This window comes from Aneurinibacillus thermoaerophilus (assembly GCF_900099925.1).
GTDB lineage: Bacteria > Bacillota > Bacilli > Aneurinibacillales > Aneurinibacillaceae > Aneurinibacillus > Aneurinibacillus thermoaerophilus.
On sequence record NZ_FNDE01000005.1, the window covers coordinates 97,988 to 116,941 of the forward strand.

17 protein-coding genes are annotated in these 18,954 nt (G+C 41.6%); 2 read left to right on the plus strand and 15 right to left on the minus strand.

Going from position 1 to position 18,954, the window contains the following annotated elements:
* Nucleotides 1-66: 66 nt before the first annotated feature.
* From BLR88_RS04625 to BLR88_RS04685, 13 genes are all read right to left on the minus strand, one after another.
* Entirely contained in the window at nucleotides 67-312 is a 246-nt protein-coding gene (locus BLR88_RS04625) for an acetyl-CoA carboxylase (RefSeq protein ID WP_057898683.1), read from the minus strand.
* A 5-nt stretch (nucleotides 313-317) separates the two neighbouring features.
* A complete protein-coding gene (locus BLR88_RS04630) occupies nucleotides 318-1,301 on the minus strand; it encodes a 5-oxoprolinase subunit C family protein (protein WP_057898682.1) in 984 nt (327 codons plus the stop codon).
* Nucleotides 1,298-2,167 carry a 5-oxoprolinase subunit B family protein gene (locus tag BLR88_RS04635; RefSeq protein ID WP_057898681.1) on the minus strand — a complete coding sequence of 290 codons (870 nt, stop codon included), beginning with the start codon at nucleotides 2,165-2,167 and terminating at the stop codon, nucleotides 1,298-1,300. The genes BLR88_RS04630 and BLR88_RS04635 overlap by 4 nt, the downstream gene beginning before the upstream one ends.
* A 309-nt stretch (nucleotides 2,168-2,476) precedes the next feature.
* On the minus strand, nucleotides 2,477-4,672 hold the full coding sequence (locus BLR88_RS04640) for a sensor histidine kinase (RefSeq protein ID WP_457911990.1): 2,196 nt from the start codon (nucleotides 4,670-4,672) through the stop codon (nucleotides 2,477-2,479).
* A 1-nt stretch (nucleotide 4,673) separates the two neighbouring features.
* Nucleotides 4,674-5,366, minus strand: coding sequence for a response regulator transcription factor (locus BLR88_RS04645; RefSeq protein WP_057898679.1), 693 nt, complete (start codon nucleotides 5,364-5,366; stop codon nucleotides 4,674-4,676).
* 571 nt (nucleotides 5,367-5,937) lie between these two features.
* A complete protein-coding gene (locus BLR88_RS04650; protein ID WP_082706175.1) occupies nucleotides 5,938-6,336 on the minus strand; it encodes a DUF5367 family protein in 399 nt (132 codons plus the stop codon).
* A gap of 91 nt (nucleotides 6,337-6,427) precedes the next feature.
* Nucleotides 6,428-7,015, minus strand: coding sequence for a TetR/AcrR family transcriptional regulator (locus tag BLR88_RS04655; protein WP_091260054.1), 588 nt, complete (start codon nucleotides 7,013-7,015; stop codon nucleotides 6,428-6,430).
* A 77-nt stretch (nucleotides 7,016-7,092) separates the two neighbouring features.
* On the minus strand, nucleotides 7,093-8,070 hold the full coding sequence (locus BLR88_RS04660; protein WP_091260056.1) for a glutaminase: 978 nt from the start codon (nucleotides 8,068-8,070) through the stop codon (nucleotides 7,093-7,095).
* A 371-nt stretch (nucleotides 8,071-8,441) separates the two neighbouring features.
* Entirely contained in the window at nucleotides 8,442-8,825 is a 384-nt protein-coding gene (locus tag BLR88_RS04665; RefSeq protein ID WP_057898624.1) for a FixH family protein, read from the minus strand.
* A 221-nt stretch (nucleotides 8,826-9,046) separates the two neighbouring features.
* Complete coding sequence (locus BLR88_RS04670; RefSeq protein WP_409359883.1) at nucleotides 9,047-10,036, minus strand: ketoacyl-ACP synthase III; 990 nt, start codon at nucleotides 10,034-10,036, stop codon at nucleotides 9,047-9,049.
* 173 nt (nucleotides 10,037-10,209) lie between these two features.
* Nucleotides 10,210-10,836, minus strand: a complete 627-nt coding sequence (locus BLR88_RS04675; protein WP_057898622.1) for a hypothetical protein — start codon at nucleotides 10,834-10,836, stop codon at nucleotides 10,210-10,212.
* Between the two features lie 305 nt (nucleotides 10,837-11,141).
* Nucleotides 11,142-12,500: an aspartate aminotransferase family protein gene (locus tag BLR88_RS04680; RefSeq protein WP_091260061.1), complete on the minus strand. Its 1,359-nt coding sequence runs from the start codon at nucleotides 12,498-12,500 to the stop codon at nucleotides 11,142-11,144.
* 16 nt (nucleotides 12,501-12,516) lie between these two features.
* On the minus strand, nucleotides 12,517-13,986 hold the full coding sequence (locus BLR88_RS04685) for a CoA-acylating methylmalonate-semialdehyde dehydrogenase (RefSeq protein WP_057898620.1): 1,470 nt from the start codon (nucleotides 13,984-13,986) through the stop codon (nucleotides 12,517-12,519).
* A 170-nt stretch (nucleotides 13,987-14,156) separates the two neighbouring features.
* Here BLR88_RS04685 and BLR88_RS04690 point away from each other — a divergent pair, with 170 nt between their 5' ends.
* Nucleotides 14,157-15,848, plus strand: coding sequence for a PucR family transcriptional regulator (locus tag BLR88_RS04690; protein WP_091260063.1), 1,692 nt, complete (start codon nucleotides 14,157-14,159; stop codon nucleotides 15,846-15,848).
* A 63-nt stretch (nucleotides 15,849-15,911) separates the two neighbouring features.
* On the opposite strand, the gene BLR88_RS04695 is transcribed toward BLR88_RS04690, so the two are convergent.
* Complete coding sequence (locus BLR88_RS04695; RefSeq protein ID WP_091260065.1) at nucleotides 15,912-16,346, minus strand: DUF2935 domain-containing protein; 435 nt, start codon at nucleotides 16,344-16,346, stop codon at nucleotides 15,912-15,914.
* 219 nt (nucleotides 16,347-16,565) lie between these two features.
* Between BLR88_RS04695 and BLR88_RS19390 the strand changes: the two genes are divergently transcribed.
* Nucleotides 16,566-16,703 (plus strand): hypothetical protein, encoded by a 138-nt coding sequence (locus tag BLR88_RS19390; protein WP_175493556.1) that lies wholly within the window; start codon nucleotides 16,566-16,568, stop codon nucleotides 16,701-16,703.
* 412 nt (nucleotides 16,704-17,115) lie between these two features.
* On the opposite strand, the gene BLR88_RS04700 is transcribed toward BLR88_RS19390, so the two are convergent.
* Complete coding sequence (locus BLR88_RS04700; protein WP_091260066.1) at nucleotides 17,116-18,822, minus strand: globin-coupled sensor protein; 1,707 nt, start codon at nucleotides 18,820-18,822, stop codon at nucleotides 17,116-17,118.
* Nucleotides 18,823-18,954 lie beyond the last annotated feature (132 nt).

An 18,954-nucleotide genomic window follows, 5' to 3' on the forward strand; every position in this document is an offset into this window, starting at 1 on the left:
CTCTACCCCCATGTTACGTGTTGGAATAGGGATTCAAACAAACTTGAATCCCTATCAGCATCACTGTTACCTTTTGATCACGGCTATTTCCTGTCCGGCATCCACGATTTCTTCGTTTTCCACACAAAAACGTTCAAGGACGCCGTCTGATTCCGCTTTGATTTCATAAAAATTCTTCATAACTTCGATTAAGCCGATAGTATCCCCGACTTTCACGGTGTCTCCTTCCTTTACATATACATCCTGGTCCGGAGCGGGTCTGCGGTAAAACACGCCAGGAATCGGGGATAGGATGGATTTGCTTTCTGCCACAGTTCTTACCTCCCATTCTCTGAAATTACTTGTTTTATTTGCGCAATCTTGTCCTTCATTTCCCGCCTCGCCCGCAGAGCTTCTTCGAGGCTGACAGACACGAAACGCACCTTTTCATTCGTCTTAATTTGTGCCATCCGATTGAGATCGGCGCTAATAATCGTAGCAATAGTAGCATAGCCGCCGCCCGTTACCGCGTCATTCAACAAAGCGATTGGTTCCACTCCATCCGGAACTTGGATGGAGCCAATGGGATAGCCTAAATCAACAACATTCGAAGGATTGCTTCCGGCACCGAAAGGCTGCTCCCGGGGGACAAAATTCAAGCGTTCACCCTTGAAGCGGTACCCGACACGGTTCGCTTCCGGCGTTACAGTCCAATCCAGGGACAGGAAGCGCTCCTTGCTTTCCTCTGTTAAGCGGTAACTGCAAAGCCCCATAAGCACGCGGATTTCATAAGACTTGGAGAATCTTGGGATAAAAGTCTCCGGAATGCGGGTTCCCGCACTGATCTTCCGGCGGATGTCGCTGCCGATGCAGAGTCCATCCCCGGCTTGCAGGGCGCGCCCCTCAAAACCGCCAATTCCACACAGCGTATAGGTTGAACGAGAGTCCATAATAACTGGAACATTAATTCCACCAGCTACAGCAAGGTAAGCCCTCGCCCCCTGCCTGATAAAATCAAAAGATAGCTGGTCACCGGCTTTAACAGCGATTGTCTCCCACATCGGGGCCGGCTGTCCATTAATCTTCGGGGGGATTTCGCCGCCCGTCACCGCAATAACAGAATCGCGCTGGAATTCGAGCGTCGGACCCATATATGTAATCTCCAAAGCCGCCGCATTCTCGTCATTTCCTACAAGTAAATTGGCAATAACGTAAGAATATTTGTCCATCGCGCCAGAAGGCGGCATTCCAATTTCGTAGTAGCCGATTCGGCCCTGATCCTGAACCGTCGTTTGAAGCCCGGGGGTTATCACTTTAATCATACATATAACCTCCCTAACACGTTTTCAGAAAACTGTTTCGGATTCTCGATAACATCATGGGGCGTAAAAGTAATTTCCGTCGTTAAATAACGGAAAGTACCTGCTTCCACCTGTTCCCGGATCGATTCGAACTCTTCCTTTGTCACACTGCGATAACGGAAAATATCTCCCTGCCTGGGAAAAGTCATAGAATCTGCAAAATCCGGCAACCGCTGCTCCTTGTCGTAAATAGGAGCGGCCGCTATGCCAAACAACTGATATCCGCCTGCTCCCTGCACCGGGTAGATAACGGCAAAGGCTCCGCCAAAGCCAAAAGCTCTCTCCGGCGTATATGTACGCGGACGAACATATTTCGGCACCTCGATTTGCTGCTCCCGGGGCACCATCTGATAGCACCAAGGCAGTCCAGGGACAAACCCGACCATAGACACTAGATAGGGATAATCGGTGATAGCCTGGATCAACTCTTCCTTGGATGCGAACCCATTAATGCGAGCAGCATATTCCAGATCGGTAGAATTCGGGTCTTGGTGACGGTCTCTGAAGCGCATCAATGCTTCGTGTGTCCACGGATCTTCAAACAAGATCGGGACGTCAACAATGCGCGCGGATATTTCAAAGTCATCGATCGAAACAGAGTGTTCCAAGTCCTTCAATTCCTTAATAAGCACATCCGGATGCAACTGGTCGGGATCAACCCGAATCATATAGGAAGCATTGGAAGGACAAATATCCAGGATACCCGGAAGCTGTTTTTCTCTCAATTTTCGAGTGATGGCCATGGCTTGGAAATTCACTTCAAGGCTCATTTCTTCCGCCAGTTCCACAAAGACAAATTCATCTCCGCCATACTCATAACGTACCATCGTTCGTTTCACCTCACTCAAGAAATGGCATAGCTTCTTTTTGACTTACTCCATAAAAATTCAATAGCAAAAACGATACCAAATAGACAAAATATAATAAATAAATTTTATATACAGTTAATTCAAAGCATTGGCTGGCCTATCCTATTCGAAACGAACCAAACACCCAAGCATAATCTTTCAAAATTGAAAAATATCTTTCAAATTTGAAATTTATCATTTCACACCTTCACAACCAACTTTTAAATGTCGTTATAAAGTCATTACACATCAAAAGCCCGGAATTCGGTTGAATTCCGGGCTTTTGCCTTATTTGGTATTCAATGAAACGGTTACTTTGAATAAGTCACCATCTACTTCAATGTCTAAACTGCCTTCGTGAAGGTCTATAATCGATTTAGCAATAGCAAGCCCAAGTCCTGAGCCTTCTGTATGACGAGATGTATCACCGCGTTTAAATCGTTCAAACAGTTCGTCTATATCTTCACTAAGCTCGTATTTAGTAATATTTTTAAAAGCAATTACCGCTTTGTCATTTGCTTTTTTCACTGAAATATATACTCTCGTATTTTCTAATGAATATTTGAGGATGTTTCCAATTAAGTTGTCAAACACCCGCCACAGTTTTTGTCCATCGACAACAGCATAAACAGGTGTATCAGGGGTAGTGATCCGAAATTGCAATGTTGACTCTTCGATTGTTTCATTGTATTCAGCTAATGCCTGCTGTAAAAGCTGGACAAGATCTACTTTTTCTTTTTCAAGCTCAATGTTCCCGCTTGCCATTTTGGATGCTTCAAATAAGTCATCAATGAGCACTTTTAATCGTTTAGACTTACGGTCAATAATCTCAATGTATGCGTCACGCTCTTCATCTGTTACATCTGATGTCTTCAAAAGCTCTGTGTATGTAATGATAGAAGTTAACGGTGTTCGCAAGTCATGACTTACATTTGTAATTAGTTCCGTTTTTAATCGTTCACTTTTCGCCTGTTCCTTTTGTGATACTTTTATACCATGCTTTAATGCATTAATATTGGCTGCAAGAACGGCTAACGCCGATTTCCCTATCACAGGTATATCCTGCTCGAAATTTCCATGTACTAACTCGTCCGTGTTGGTAACAATACGATTAAAATAACCGCTACGCTTTATAATTATGATGAAAATTGGAACGCAGATCACAATAAATAAAGGGATATAAATCCATATATATATGGGCTCTATAAGAACAATTGCCGCACCAACGCCAAAAGCAAACACAACCGATAACAGAATAAATAGTTGCATACCAATACTTCGGATGAGAAACGCTTCCTTTATGCCTTGGTATGCTCTGTGTAGCAGGGCCTTTTGCCAATCTGCTTTTAGGTTCGCCGGGGCCTTTGCTCTCTCTAACAAAAATTTTCCTTGAATAAGTGTTAGTGCAACAAAAAGGGTTGTAACGATTAAACGAAAGAGTGTATCTCTAATATAGATATATAAATTTTGATGTAAGGATAGGGTATTATCCATTATGAATAGCAAAAGCGTGAGAAGTCCCGTAAATACTAAAGCCATTACTGTTACGTCTATCGGAATACAGTTGTAGTAAGGCTGCCATTTCCCTGTAGGAATGCATTGAATGACCCTTGTTTTTTTGTTTAAATAAAAACTCAGCAGAAAAGCGAGAATACCGCTAATGGTGTAGATAAAAAAGATTTTTTGTTTTTGTTGAAAATCATAATAATCTGCCAGAATAGGGTTTTCTGAAGACGCTGCTTTCGGTAACGCAATCTTCCCCTCAAACGTGCTCGTTTCCTTTTCTATTAACGGAGTGACCACATCATTATCACCAACAAAGCGATATTGTCCGCCAGTTGAAAGGTAAGCATATTTTGACGAAGGATAGCTTTGAATAAATATCATATTTTTATTGTTTATAAACGTATCTATTGAATCGCCACTGCTTATATTTACATTCGTATAAACTTCTCCCGTTGCGGTGTTCTTTAAATAATACGTAAAAAGCGCTTTGTATCTCATAAAATCCGAACGGTAATTTTCTATCTCACGAAAATATTCGTCAATCTTTTGTTCTTTTTCTTTAACGATTTTTGCCCGGACATGTTCGTCGCTTTTAAAATTGTTTGTAATATCCTCTATTTTCTTATCTCTTTCAGCAATATAGGCATCAGCTACTTCTTTGTTGCCTGCTAACAGTGCATCCTGAATTTTATGCTCATATTGACCTTTTATATTTGAGACTTGTGTCGATAAATCTCCATAGCGATAGCGGTGTTCTTCAATTTCCTCAGCTGTAACGGTAATCTTCTTTTTGAGTTCTTCTTTATTTATATTATTTAATTCAAACATCTTTAGATAATCAACAAACTGATTTAGTTCATCTTCAAACTGTTGAGTCTGAAAATAATCTTTTTTTATATAGTCTTTTCCGTTAAATAACCCTGAGATAATACCGCTTAATCCGAAAGTAAATAATAAAATCCAAATCACGAATATCATCTTACTTTTCGATTTTGTATCCAATTCCCCATACCACCTTTAAATATTTTGGTTGTTTTGGATTGATTTCGATTTTTTCACGAATCTTACGGATGTGAACGGCTACAGTATTTTCAGCATTAAAACCTGGTTCCTTCCATACCCGTTCATAAATTTCGTTAATAGAAAACACACGTCCGGCATTTGTCATAAGCAATTCAACGATTTTATATTCAGTCGGCGTTAATTTCACAACTTCACCGTCAACCGTTACTTCTTTTGCCGACTGATCTAATGTAAGACCATTGAGATGAATCACTTTTTCTATTCCTTCGTAAGTGCCCAGAGTCACGTATCTTCTTAGCTGTGACTTCACTCGAGCAATAAGCTCTAAGGGATTAAACGGCTTCGTGACATAGTCATCAGCACCAACCTGAAGACCTAGAATTTTATCCATATCCTCGCTTTTGGCACTAAGAATAATAATCGGAATGTTTTTTTCTTCACGTATTTTAAATGTAGTTGCGATACCGTCAAGGCGCGGCATCATGATGTCTAAAATAATGAGGTGAATAACATGCTCGTTCAATTTTTCAATCGCTTCGATGCCGTCTTTTGCTTTTATAACCGTCATCCCTTCATTTTTTAAATATATTTCGATACCATCCCTGATCTCTTTTTCATCATCGACAACTAATATGGAATAATGATTCATATTTTTTCACGCTCCCTTCAAAAGCATATCATGGTCAGTTCCCGGGACTTTCTATATTGTAAGATGTATTTCTTAACATTAAATTAAGGGAATCCTTAAGACTTTCTTAAGATTTATACTCTTTCTTAAGGATATACCATTGTATAACCCTTTTTCATAAATTCTCATGTAGGTACATGGCATACTTGTGAAGGAAACCACAAGCAACATAAACCAAGTTATCGGCCCGTTTTCTTTTTTGTTTTATATTTACTTTCACAGATTCATGTTGACTAATTAACTTAGGGTGTTCCAAAAGTGTAAGTGAGGAAGTTTTCTATCGCTCGAAACAATATATTTAGATTTTTTGCACAAATGAATATTTATATGTAGGTATCGTTTCATACCAAAGGGGCTGGCTCATGACTTTTGAGACAGCCCCCAGTTTCCGTGTAATTAAAGAAAGTGGCGTCAATTTTCCCCTCTTCTATAACTAACATTAGTTGCCTGCCTGAAATGTCGAAACGTTAAGCACCTATATCGTTTAAAGATTTTAAGAAGAGCAGAAATAATAACATTTAGTTTCTCTATTCTACTCCTTCTTATTTGATAATCCCAGTGGAATGATCAGATACATAGCATAGGCACATACCATCCAGATCGTGAACGCAATGACTTGATCTTCTGAAAGTTTTGGAAAAACAATCGAATGATTCCATACTGAAAAAGTGTCAATAAACAAACCGATCGCAGAACCCCAAATTCCAAGTTTAATACTTGCATACGGTGATTTGTCAAGTTTTTTATAAATAAGTAACACAACATATAAAACAATAGCTGTCGCAGCTTCTAGAAGTAAGAAAGTTCCCAAAAAGTTATCTTTACTAGGATCCACTAGGACTAAGTCTCCAAAAAGTACAAAGAACATCGTTGCACCTAACCAAACAAGAAAAGAAAAAAGAAATGTAAGACCTAATTTGTGTGTAAACATGTTCATCCTCTTTGCCCTTCCTTTATTTAAAAGACACTATCGTATAAAGTTATTTTCACCCAAGTAATTTAACAAGATAAGAGCAACTAAATCAATGCTTTTGCGTCTTTTCTGTTAGTTTCAGCAGAATAACTTCCAATTCCTTGTAGACCTCTTCAGATGAAAAGTTAGATGAAATTAAAGATTGTAATGCAAGACCATCAACTAATGCGTTCAATAAAATCCCCCAAGTTTTTAAAGATACTCCTTCAATAGGAGAACAACTCCATATATTAGAGAGTTGATCTGTTAAAAACGCATTTTCATCGTCCAAAAGTTGACTCAATTGATTTTTTATCATTTCATTCTGGAATCCAAATACAATTAACGTTAAAAATAACTGATGGTAACAGGAATCTTCCTTTGTTCGTGATTGGGCAGAAATGAGTCCTTCTTTAATCTTTTCAATTGCTGGCTTCGGATCGGTTTTTAAATTGGCCCATGAAGTGTAGCAAACATCTCGAACGACTTCAAAAATAAGCTGTTCTTTTGTACGAAAGTGATAATATACGGTTCCCTGTGTCACATTTGCTTTTTCTGCTACCGCTTTTAACGTCAGCTGTTCTATTCCATGCTCCACAATACATCTCTTAGCCGAATCAATTAATGTTCCTTTCGAAGTGACATTTGGTCTGGCCATTTCCTTCTCTCCTCTTAGTTAGTTAAATAACTAATTTATATAAATGACTGTAATATGAATAGTTTGGAATGTCAATATTAAAACACGCTCAACTCCCACTCTTTCGATATATGCTCAAGGAGCTTAACGCCTGCGACGCTGTTGCCGGCCTTATCGATCGCCGGACCGTAGATGCCGATGCCACAGCCGTTGTGAAACGGCGTAGCTTTGTGGATCCGCGATGGAACCGCCGTCATAATTCCACCAGAAACTCCGCTTTTGGAAGGGGCTCCTACAAAAGCAGCGAATTTTCCGGAAGCGTTGTACATGCCACACGTTAGCATAATCGCTTTTGTCAGACGGGCAAGTTCCGGATGAATCATCTGTTTCTCTTTCAACGGATGGTAGCCATCACAGGCAAGAATCAACCCGATGCGCGCCAAATCTTCGGTGGTCACTTCAATGGCGCATTGCCGTAAATATACGTACAGCGCCTCTTCCACTTCACATTCGAGGAATCCTTCAGCTTTTAGAAAGTGGGCAAGCGCAAAATTATAATGGGCGGTGTTCCACTCGGACATAAATACTGTTTCATCCACCTTGGGATGACGCCCTAACAACTTCGCAAGCAATTCTAACAAAGAATCAAACTTTTCTTCTTTTGTCGTTCCCGGAAGCAAAGATGCGATCGTAATAGCGCCCGCATTAATCATCGGATTAAACGGTTTGCTGGGCTTTTTTAATTCCAAGCGCATAATCGAATTGTACGGGTCTCCTGTCGGCTCTACATCAACCCGTTCCAGAGCGTAGGAAACTCCTTTATCGAGACAAACGGCCATAAAACTGATAACTTTCGAGATGCTTTGCATGGTAAACGTAACATCCGCTTCACCTGCCTTGATTACTTCTCCGTTATGACCAATAATGCAAATGCCGAGCTGGCTCTGGTTGACATGCTGAAGCGCGGGAATATACGACGCGCATGCGCCTTCAAGGGTATACTTACGGTACTGTCGAACCCAACAACAAAGCTGTTCGACGCACTTGTCTTCCGTTTGGTAGCGATTATCATCCATAAATTTTTCCCTCTTCCCGTTCTCAAAAATCTGCTATGCCAATACATAAACATATTCTTTCCAAAATTGATGCAACTAACCCACATTTCTACTACACATATCGATCGTATCTTCACAAATCCAGGCGCTTTTTTATTGTTTTTTGTCGTTTATTGCACATAGAGAGTAGAATTTGACGAGCGATTCTTGTTTCATCTCCCTTGTTATCACGATAAAATAATCAGTGAAAACCTCGTAGGATACCTCTTTTAAATCCCCGGTTATCCTTCCTTGCTCGGTGCGCCTCTTAGCACCCTCTTTTTTTTCAAAAATAAAAAGCGGAACGTATTTTCCGCTTTCTCTCGTTGCGCCTTGTATACAGGAACGCTGTCTTATTCAATGGTCACCGTTTGCGTGGACGGCATAGCAAGACCGCGGGCGTTCACAAGCACAGATACCTTATATTTTCCTTTTTCTTTAAAAACTTTCTCAATGCCGTACCGCCCTTCTCCAAGATGTTTACCCTGTATCCGCTCGCCAGTCTTCTGCCCGACCTTTCCTATTTCAAATTCGACGCTGGAAGCATCGTCCACTTTTTCTTTGCCCTGGGTGACTTCAACATAAATCGTAACCGTTTCGCCCGCTTTGCTAGATTCTGGTTTGATCACGAACTTCCCTTCTAACGGCATTTCGTGCGTGTCGGTTTCCCCAGTGCAGGCAGCAAGCGCAAGTATAAAACAAAGCAATAACCCGGCTATAAACTTCCATCTTCTCAAGCGGTCTCTCTCCCTTTCCGACAATTGATAAAAAAGTCTGGAGTGTTTCGGTTTCGTCTTTATTTTAGCACAACCAGGCTGTTCATCGGCCTTTCTTCGCGCTTATTCCGCGCCGAAGAAAATTGATTAGTCTATCGGAAACTTATGTTTATGTGGGAGCCGGTTAGCGCATCCGTTCCTGCATTCTGATTGATAGGATGAACATTTAAAGACTAAGACATTTATAGCGTCCAATTTATCAATAGACCCGCCTGCACAAGTCCTCCTCCGAACCCGTAGAGCATAACCTTATCTCCCGTATGTAGTTTCCCTTCTTTTTCCCCTTTGTCCAATGCCAGCGGAATGCTAGCGGATGATGTATTCCCATAATATTCTAGACTCCACAACGTCTTTGCCAGCGGAAAACCGCTGCGCTGGCAAATCGACTCAATCATGCGTAAGTTCGCGCTGTGTGGGACAAACCAGTCCACGTCCTCCAATTGGTATCCACTTTTTTCTATCAAACACCGCATTCCCAAAGGCACACTGGTAACGGCCCATTTATACACCTCTCGCCCGTTTTGGACAATGCAGCCGTTGCTTTTTAATTCTTGCCCTTCCATTTTCTGAGACAGTCCGGTTCGGTACAGGTACAGGCCACCTTCTCCGTTAGAAGTCATATGCGAAGCCAAAAAAACTGGATTCGTTTCGTCATATTCTACCAATACAGCGCCTGCTCCATCCCCGAACAGAATGCAAGTAGTACGGTCGCTGTAATCCACTGTTTTGGACATTGTTTCCGCACCAATAACCAGCACTTTTTTGTTTACGCCTGACGTTATCAGAGCGTTCGCCATCTGCAACGCATACACAAAGCCCGCACACGCCGCATTTAAATCAATTGCCCCTGCATTCTCTATTCCTAACCGAGCCTGCACTTGGCTGGCAACACTCGGAAAACCATAATCTGGCGTCGTCGTGGCAACTAAGATACAATCTACATCTCGTACGGACTTTTCATATCTTTGTATTAAATCTTTTACGGCCGCCACGCATAAATCTGTAGTAAACTCCTGCGGCCCAGCAATGCGCCGTTCCCGGATGCCGGTTCGGCTGAAAATCCATTCATGACTCGTATCAACCATTTTTTCAAAATCAAAATTCGTAAGTACGCGCTCCGGAACATAAGTTCCAATAGCTGTAAGCTTGGCCTTAGATAAGAAACTCTGCATATCCATTCCCTCCTAAGATTTATAATACAACATTATAACACTAGCTATTAATATCAGGTGCTAATTTTTAAAGAAAAAGCCCCATGAAAAATATCGTAAAGAAAACTCCTTAAAACTATAGAATAACCAATAAAACGCTCCTTGAGACGATCATCTCAAAGAGCGTTTTATTTTTACCAGCTGCCGTTCACCGATGATATCACTGATTCCTCCGGCGCACCGACTGCTTTGCCGGATGCATTCCGCATCAACCGGTCGTAGTGCTTTTCCATGCTTTCAGCCTGTGCAAAAGCCGCTTTGATTGTCGTCAAATCCCCCGATTCGATGCCTTTCCGCATTAAAATTGCAAATCTCTCATACTGACGTATCATTTCCAAATAAGAATCATACAGCCTATTCAACTGCGGGTGCGGTTTCGGAATAGACATAGCTTTCTTTACTGCAGCCTCGTAAGCGTTAAGCTTCTCACCAAGTCCTTTGCTCCAATCTTCTAGCTTAAATTCACTTTGCATACTCCCCTGTAAGTCGGCACTAGTTATAATCAAATCATTCATGTATTCCGCAGCCTGCAACCCAAAATCCGCAGCATTTTGCGCAGACACCGTCAGCAGGGGCTCTGACATATCGAACGTGCCTTGAATTGCAGCATCTTCTCCTTGCGTCATTTGGGCATCAGGCACGTTGCTTGATACTTCTGCAGACATATTCCTAAAATCATGTTCGGAAAAATAAGTGCATGCCGACATAGATAGAGCAAAAACAAGCGCAACAACGAGACTGGTCAAAAAGTTTCGGATCAAGTTATCCCACCTCGTTTTCATATATATTTTTTTCAAGTTCAAACCATACCTTGTCTTCTGTACTTTCTTCGCTATCAAGAGGGCTCCATCATGTTGTCGATGATCTAACCGCTACAAAAAAGCGAAAGTACGCGCAGAAATAAAGAGTGGGATTTCTTTATCTTAAATCTTTTGTAATCCATATTTTTAGTTTACATAATAAAAATATGGTAAATTAAAAACCAATCCCCGAATCAGACTGCTTTCCGCCTAATTCGGGGATTCATTCTTACGAAAAATCAATTTCCATTTTTCACATCTTACCGCTATAAGTGTTTTTTCAACACGCGCTTCAATGTGCTCACAATAAATGCTACATCTTCGTCTGTAACGGATAGTGGTGGGGAGAGGACAATTACGTTATTAAAGCCCGCTACAGTATCGCCGTTTCTGCCAACGATCAGACCATTCGCTTTACAATCCGCGATAATCTGGCCTACTTTCGCCGGTGCGGCAGGCTCTTTCGTTTTCTTATCTTCTACCAGTTCAATGCCAAGCAGAAATCCAAAGCCGCGAATATCCCCGACCAAGGGATGATTCTCCATTTCCTTCATTTCTTCCTGCAAACGTTCACCGAGCACACGTGCACGTTCGATTAAATTTTCCTGCTCCATAATCTCCAGGTTTTTCAAAGCGAGCGCGCAAGCCGCCGGATTGCCGCCAAACGTATTAACATGACGCAGATAACCGTATTCGTCCGATGCTTTGAACACCTCATAAATATCCCTGCGAACCGCCGTCGCAGAAAGCGGAAGGTAACCGCTTGTCAAGCCTTTGGCCATTGTCACAATGTCCGGGTGTACACCAAAATGCATATGACCGAATTTCTTGCCTGTACGCCCGAATCCACAAATCACCTCATCAATAATTAGCAGCACACCGTATTTATTGCAAATCTCCTGCACTTTTTCCATGTAAACCGGATGCGGAACGATAATACCGCCACCTGTAATCGCGGGCTCCATAATCACGACGGCCACTGTTTCCTTGCCTTCCCAAATTATCGTTTCTTCAATCGCTTGGGCGCATTGGATATTAAATTCTTCTATACTTTGCCCAGCAGGGCGACGGTAACTATCCGGGGGACGAACGTGAATGAAACCGGGTGCCAGGGGTTCATACTTATATTTCCGCACTGCCTGGCCCGTCGCCGCCAGAGCACCCATGGAGTTTCCGTGGTAAGCACGGTAGCGGGAAATAAACTTGTAGCGGCTCGGCTCGCCGTTTTGCTCATGATATTGTCTCGCAATTTTAAAGGCTATCTCGTTCGCTTCAGAACCGCTGTTAGAGAAAAAAATAACATATTCTCCTTCGAGCCATTCATTTAGTTTTTCAGCCAGTTGAATGGCGGGAAGATGGCTTTGTGTGAGCGGAAAATACGGCATCGCTTTTAATTGCTCATACGCTGCTTCCGCCAGCTCTTCCCTTCCATATCCGACATTCACGCACCATAATCCGGCCATTCCATCCAGATAACGGTTTCCATTGATATCCGTGATCCATGCCCCCTTCGCTTCTACAGCTACCGTAGGAGGAACCTTTTCATTATAAGGCGTGATATGGTGCCACAAATATTTTCGGTCGCTGGCAATTACATCCTCAACTTTGTTTTGCAACATAGACATATTTTCACCTCCTCAGTTAAAACGAATAGCGCGCGGTGACCATCTTTTTACGAGTATAGAATTCAACCCCATCGCGGCCGTTGGCATGAAGATCTCCATAGAACGAATTCTTATAACCTGAGAATGGGAAGAAAGCCATCGGCGCGGGCACTCCGAGATTGATGCCAATCATGCCCGGATCGATTTCATCACGGAGCTGACGTACCGCTTTCGCGCTGTTCGTATAAAGACATACACCATTGGCAAATTTAGACTTATTGGTAAGCTCAATCGCCTCATCCAAATCTTTTACGCGGACAACGGAAAGAACAGGGGCAAAAATCTCGTCTTTCCAGATGGACATCTCCGTTGTTACGTTATCAAAAATTGTAGGACCTATAAAATAGCCTTGACCATTTACCGCTGCATCTTTTCTTCCGTCACGGACAAGCAATGCGCCTTCCTTTTCGCCCGCTTCGATATAACCGATCGTGCGCGCTTTATGCGAATCGCGAATAACAGGTCCTAAGAAAACGCCTTTTTCAAGCCCGTTTCCAATCTTGATTTTATCCGCTTCCTCTTTCAGGCGGCTTACGAGTTCATCCGCGATCTCTCCGACAGCCACTACGACAGAGCAAGCCATGCACCGTTCACCGGCGGAACCGAAAGCGGCGCTGATGATATTTTTGGCGGCATAATCCAAATCAGCATCCGGCATAACGATCGAATGGTTCTTTGCGCCGGCAAGAGCCTGCACACGTTTTAAATTCGCGGCTGCTGTTTTATATACATATTCCGCTACAGGCTGTGAGCCGACAAACGATACTGCTTGAATGTCCGGGTGTTCCAAAATACCGTTTACCACATCATGCGCTCCATGCACAATATTTAACACTCCATCCGGAAGCCCGGCTTCCATAAGCAGTTCGGCAAGACGGTTCGCCAAAAGCGGCGTACGCTCCGACGGCTTTAGCACAAACGTATTTCCGCAAGCAATCGCCAGCGGGAACATCCAGCACGGAACCATCATCGGGAAATTAAACGGTGTAATACCGCCTACAACCCCGAGTGGATAACGGTACATACCGGACTCGATCCCAGCGGCAATATCAGGAAGCTGGGTGCCCATCATCAGCGTAGGAGCTCCCGCCGCAAACTCCACGCATTCAATGCCACGCTGCACTTCGCCATACGCTTCCTCGTAGCTTTTGCCATTCTCAATCGTAATGAGACGAGCCAATTCCTGCCAATGTTCAACAAGGAGCTGCTGATACTTGAAGAGAATCCGGGCGCGGCGCGGCACCGGTGTTTTCTTCCATGTTTTAAACGCTTCCTTCGCCGCTTGTACCGCTCTGTCTAAATCTTCCCGTGAGGATATCGGAACATAAGCAATAATTTCGCCTGTTGCTGGGTTAGGTACTTCCTCGTAACGAGAAGTAGCAGCTTCCACCCATTTACCACCTACAAAATTTTTCAATGTCATTACTTTATCTTTTGCAATTGTCATAAAACACACCCCCATTATTCTTACATCTGTTTACATGCTGTAGCGTTTCTTTCACTATAGCAAAGCTTATGAAACGCTTACACTAGACAAAATGTCAAAAATAATACCATTTATTTTAAACTTATAATAACATTAAAAATAAAAAATGAATGGAATGGGGATGAATCGCAGTGCATTCTGAATTTATACTCACAGTAAACGATGTATTAAAGCGCCCCCTATTTCAAGAAGCACGCATCATTGCCGGAAAACACGGGTTGCATCGCCGTATCCGCTGGGTTCATATTCTTGAAACCTCTCATTTTGACACCCTAATTCACGGAGAAGAAATGATTCTGGCAACCGGCATTGGTTTTCAATCGGATGGACAACGTTTCGCATCCTATCTGCAAAAATTAATAGACGCGAACGTCTCCTGCTTATGTTTAGAAATCGGGCAATACGTAGAGTCCGTTCCTGACGAGATGATTAAGCTTGCCAACAAGCATAACTTTCCGCTGATTATCTTTCTGAAAACGGTCCGCTTTGTGGATATCACGCAGGATTTGCACCCGTTAATCATTAATCGCCATTATCAAATGCTACAAAAGCTTGAAAGTGTTTCAAGGGAATTTCACCGTCTATCCCTTACTTCTCAAGGTGCTTTGAATGTTTTAAAATTGCTGCACGACAGTACGAAAACGCAAATCGTTTACCTCCCAACCCAAGGAAAGCCGGTTTTTATACCCACCTTGGAGCCGATTGCCCAAAATGATTGGCTGACTTTTCTTTATGGACATTTGCAAAAATTATGCCAGCATCCTTTCAATCTATCTTCTTATCGTTTAAAAAAGGAAGACAAAACCATGCTTCTACAGCCTGTAGGTGCCATGGGACAAGTCTGGGCATTAATCGCGATGGCGAGCAAACAAGAGCCGAGCGAATATCATGATTTGTTATTGGATTCGGCCTCTCTTTCTATCGCCCAGGATTTATTACGAAAGCGTTATATGGAAGAGCGAAAACTCCATGCCGAAAATTTGTGGGTGAATGATTTATTGCACAATCGACTCAACGAGGAAGAGCATATCAAAACACTTATTGGCCCGGATTACAACAAACTCAACAAAATGAACTACTGGGTTTGCTTATTTGAAATTGAGCACATTCCCAATGAGAAGGAAAGCATTTCAGAGGAATCGCTTGAATCGATAGGGTTCCATCTTTCTTTGCTATTGCGTTCCGCTTTTGAACAGCATGCCTTTCGTCCATTCATCACTCTTAAAAATAACCAGCTTGTAGTCATGGCCCTTGATTTGACATCATTCGGGCAATCAAAGAAAAAACTCCAAACCAAAGAAAGACTACAACAAGTATTAGACTATATCAAAGAGGCAAACGCAAACCAAAAAATCGGCCATTTTCATCTGCGCATCGGAGTCGGACAATCTTATCGCCAGTTTAAAAATGCGCATCTCAGTTACCAGGAAGCAACGCAGGCGCTTTTGCTGTACCCTTATTATCAAAAGCCGCTAATTTTTTATGATGAACTGGGCGTGTTTCAGTTGCTTATTCATCTTCAGGAAGGTAATATTCTTGAATCATTTGTGCATCGTTACCTCGGCCCATTAATTGAAGAAGATCGGCTTAAAGGAAGCGATCTCCTTTACACGTTGAAGGTATATCTAGAAAACAACGGCTCAAAAAAGCTTGCGGCCGAAAAACTTTATATCGTTAGACAGTCTCTCTATTATCGACTAGAAAAAATCAAAGAACTGCTTGGACAAGATTTTATGTCTCCAGAAAACCAGTTGGCGCTCCAATTGGCGCTGCGCGCATATAAGTTGCTATACCCGGATAAATCAGGCGATATCACAACATAGTCGCCACATGAAGAAAAGGAACTGAATGCTTAAAACGTCAGTTCCTTCATCCCTTTTGTTCTCCTACGTATACGCATAATGGCCCAGCAATGCTTCCGCGATTCCAATAAAGTATTCGGACTCGCGACGAATATGATTCAAAACCGTGACTGCAGTCGGGTTATTTTTTAATGCACTACTTTCCGTTCCCAGTTGATTTAATAACTGAACAAACTGATGGCTCTGTCCGAGCGCACAGCATACGAGCTGCATGATTTCATTGTATACCATCGAATCTACACGATGACCTAATCTAACGACTCGTTCAATATATCTGACAAAAGCGGCTTGCGTTTGTGAAAAAGCCTGTTCCCAACCCTGGAGCGCCTGAACAAAAACAGGCTCCAGATTCGGTACCAAAGCGCGAATCACCTGTGTATGTTCTGCTTCCTGTAGTTTCCAAAATTCGCCTTCATCCAGAATCCGGAGCGGCATTTTTTCTCCATAATAAAATTGCATCGTGTCAACTCCTCCTGTATGAAAATGTGGCCCTGATTAACATATGTAGGCAAAACAGAAATGGTGAATATCTTCTCCAGAACGCACCCCGAATAGCCATCATCCTACACAAAAATCTTGAAAAATATGGATATCTGCATTCCTCCTCATTATTTTCTGTTCCATATAAAAAAATAAAGGTAGCCATAAATTTCGCAGGACAAATGAAGGAGGTACACAATGGCTGATACATGTTATTATTGCGGTCATGATATGCAAAATGCCCATTGCGTTACTTTTTATGATTCCAATACTGAACGCAATGAACTTCTGTGTGACGAATGTTATGCCGAATGGCTGGAATCCACAAAAGGTTGACGCTTCTCACAATCTAATGTTAGAAATTTCACAGTGCTGGATGATCAATTTTTTGCACGGAAGCATCAAGCAAAACATACAAACGGACTGCCTGATCGGACAGTCCGTTATCCTATCGTTTGAAAAAAAATGAAGCTTATATATACCAAATAGTAACAAATATGAATTCCGTTGTTTTTACTCTATAAAAAATAAATGTCATAACCAGGAGGTCTACAAATGCCAAAAGGTGGGGCTTTAACATAATCATCGACACCCCATGCTTAACCTTGAGAAATATGGAGCGACCAGGTGAAAATCCCCCATACGCTAATGCCAACTAACATGAACAAAAGAAATAAGTCTCTATATGTATGTACCGTTTCATACCAAAGAGGCTGGCTCATAACTTTTGAGACAGCTCTACTTGCTTTTATTCTAACGACTTTAACAAATCATCAATGTACGATAACACTTCCTCAGAGGCTTTAGAAAGTAAGCGCAAATGGTTTTCGGCTTGAAGAATATTTCCATTCTTATACGATTCCGCAGCTAATCGTGCCTGTTCATGTACCTGTTGATGTGGAACATCTAATAAATTAAAACTTTTATAACTCTCCAATCTTTCACGGGTCGTAGCATCAAAATACCATTTACCCAGTCTACAAACCTTATGAGAAGACACATCTTCCGGACGTACTATCTCATATCCAAGAATCATATTGTAAATACGCCATTTCCATAAAATATGGTCTGTCTTTGCTAGCTGTAATAATGCCCTGGTAGACAACTTAATATTATTATGGAACACTTCTGTTCGTAATAACTCTGTCATTTTACTAAGTTCATATACAGTTTTCCCTGTATCCTTTCCTAACTCTTCAATCTCTTCTGCAAGCTTGCTAATGGATACCATGCGTTGCGAAATTTCATCTACAGAAGCTGCTTGTTGTTGGGAAATCGCTGCCGTATGGCTGGTTGCCTCATTAATTTGCTGAATATCTTCCGTAATTTCCGTTAAAATAGGAAGAGCCAATTCAGCCTCATCAACTCCTTTTTTAATCGATTCAGCAGTTATCGCGACAGTATTCGATACATCTGAAGAAAACACTTTTAAATTTTCTACACTCACATGAACCTGATGTAAGGAATCAACCGTACTTTCTGCAAGTTTTCGTACCTCATCGGCCACTACCGCAAATCCACGTCCATACTCCCCTGCTCGGGCTGCTTCAATCGAAGCATTTAATGCAAGTAAATTGGTCTGATCGGCAATCCCTCGAATAATTTCAACAACATTGACGATAGAAGAAACATGATTTTGTAGGGAAGAAAATTTATCGACAATGCTTTCAAATGTTTCTCCTGTATGCACAATATCGTTAAGTGCCTTTTCAATTACCTGTTTTCCTTCTGTCGCTTTCGATACGGCCGTTTTGGTTTTTTCTGCTACAGATGCAGCATTATTTGCAACTTCTATAATTGAAGCCTTCATTTCTTCCGTTGCCGCAGTGACAGTTTGTATATCCGAATTTTGCAAATCAAGCTGCCTCACTAGCTCTTTAATTTGCATAACTTCGGAATTTTTATCCATCAATCGTGCAATTCCTTCGGCTACCTGTTCAATAATCTTTTCTGTATACACCTCAATTAATATTTGATGTTCGATATTAATAGCACGCTGCAAAGCTTCTGCTAATTGCAAATATGTTGATGGCAAAATTGTTTTTTTAGAGAATAAAGACATTTGCAAAAAGAAATGTAGTTGATTGAAAGCCACAATTAGCTTTCCTATATTATAACGTCTTATCCGCAGTTCATTAAAAAAAGGAATAATTTTATCTACGTACTCTTTATCCCTTTTTTCGTTAAAGAAAATATAGAGGTATCGTTTGATTTCCTCGCTATGAATCTCCTGTTCCCCTTCTTCCTTCAACTCGATAAGATATTTATGAAAAAGATCAGCGGCTTCTGAGATTGATTCCTGTACTATTTCCCTCACTTGAAACAGAGTATTTTCATCTTCTTCTGTAAAATGATTGTAGGCAAGTGTATCTTTAAATCTTCCCTTAAACTCGATGTTAGTTCCTCTTTCTATAAGTTTCAGCGCAGAAATTTGAGGGCGGATATGTTTAAACATAAAATTCCTCCTTTATACTGTTAACCTACACGAAACATTTTAGCAAGGATTACCAATTAGTTCAACCGTATCATTTTTTGTCTTTGTTTATAGTCATATTATACTAAAATAAATAGTTTATTATTCCTATTT

What these genes read in the sequence shown, in the direction of transcription:
- BLR88_RS04670 (WP_409359883.1), bottom strand. Translation starts at nt 10,036, where the DNA reads ATGCAGAGTTTCTTATCTAAGGCCAAGCTTACAGCTATTGGAACTTAT.
- BLR88_RS19390 (WP_175493556.1), top strand. Translation starts at nt 16,566, where the DNA reads ATGGCTGATACATGTTATTATTGCGGTCATGATATGCAAAATGCCCAT.
- BLR88_RS04655 (WP_091260054.1), bottom strand. Translation starts at nt 7,015, where the DNA reads ATGGCCAGACCAAATGTCACTTCGAAAGGAACATTAATTGATTCGGCT.
- BLR88_RS04695 (WP_091260065.1), bottom strand. Translation starts at nt 16,346, where the DNA reads ATGCAATTTTATTATGGAGAAAAAATGCCGCTCCGGATTCTGGATGAA.
- BLR88_RS04645 (WP_057898679.1), bottom strand. Translation starts at nt 5,366, where the DNA reads ATGAATCATTATTCCATATTAGTTGTCGATGATGAAAAAGAGATCAGG.
- BLR88_RS04685 (WP_057898620.1), bottom strand. Translation starts at nt 13,986, where the DNA reads ATGACAATTGCAAAAGATAAAGTAATGACATTGAAAAATTTTGTAGGT.
- BLR88_RS04680 (WP_091260061.1), bottom strand. Translation starts at nt 12,500, where the DNA reads ATGTCTATGTTGCAAAACAAAGTTGAGGATGTAATTGCCAGCGACCGA.
- BLR88_RS04630 (WP_057898682.1), bottom strand. Translation starts at nt 1,301, where the DNA reads ATGATTAAAGTGATAACCCCCGGGCTTCAAACGACGGTTCAGGATCAG.
- BLR88_RS04640 (WP_457911990.1), bottom strand. Translation starts at nt 4,672, where the DNA reads ATGATATTCGTGATTTGGATTTTATTATTTACTTTCGGATTAAGCGGT.
- BLR88_RS04660 (WP_091260056.1), bottom strand. Translation starts at nt 8,070, where the DNA reads ATGGATGATAATCGCTACCAAACGGAAGACAAGTGCGTCGAACAGCTT.
- BLR88_RS04650 (WP_082706175.1), bottom strand. Translation starts at nt 6,336, where the DNA reads ATGTTTACACACAAATTAGGTCTTACATTTCTTTTTTCTTTTCTTGTT.
- BLR88_RS04700 (WP_091260066.1), bottom strand. Translation starts at nt 18,822, where the DNA reads ATGTTTAAACATATCCGCCCTCAAATTTCTGCGCTGAAACTTATAGAA.
- BLR88_RS04635 (WP_057898681.1), bottom strand. Translation starts at nt 2,167, where the DNA reads ATGGTACGTTATGAGTATGGCGGAGATGAATTTGTCTTTGTGGAACTG.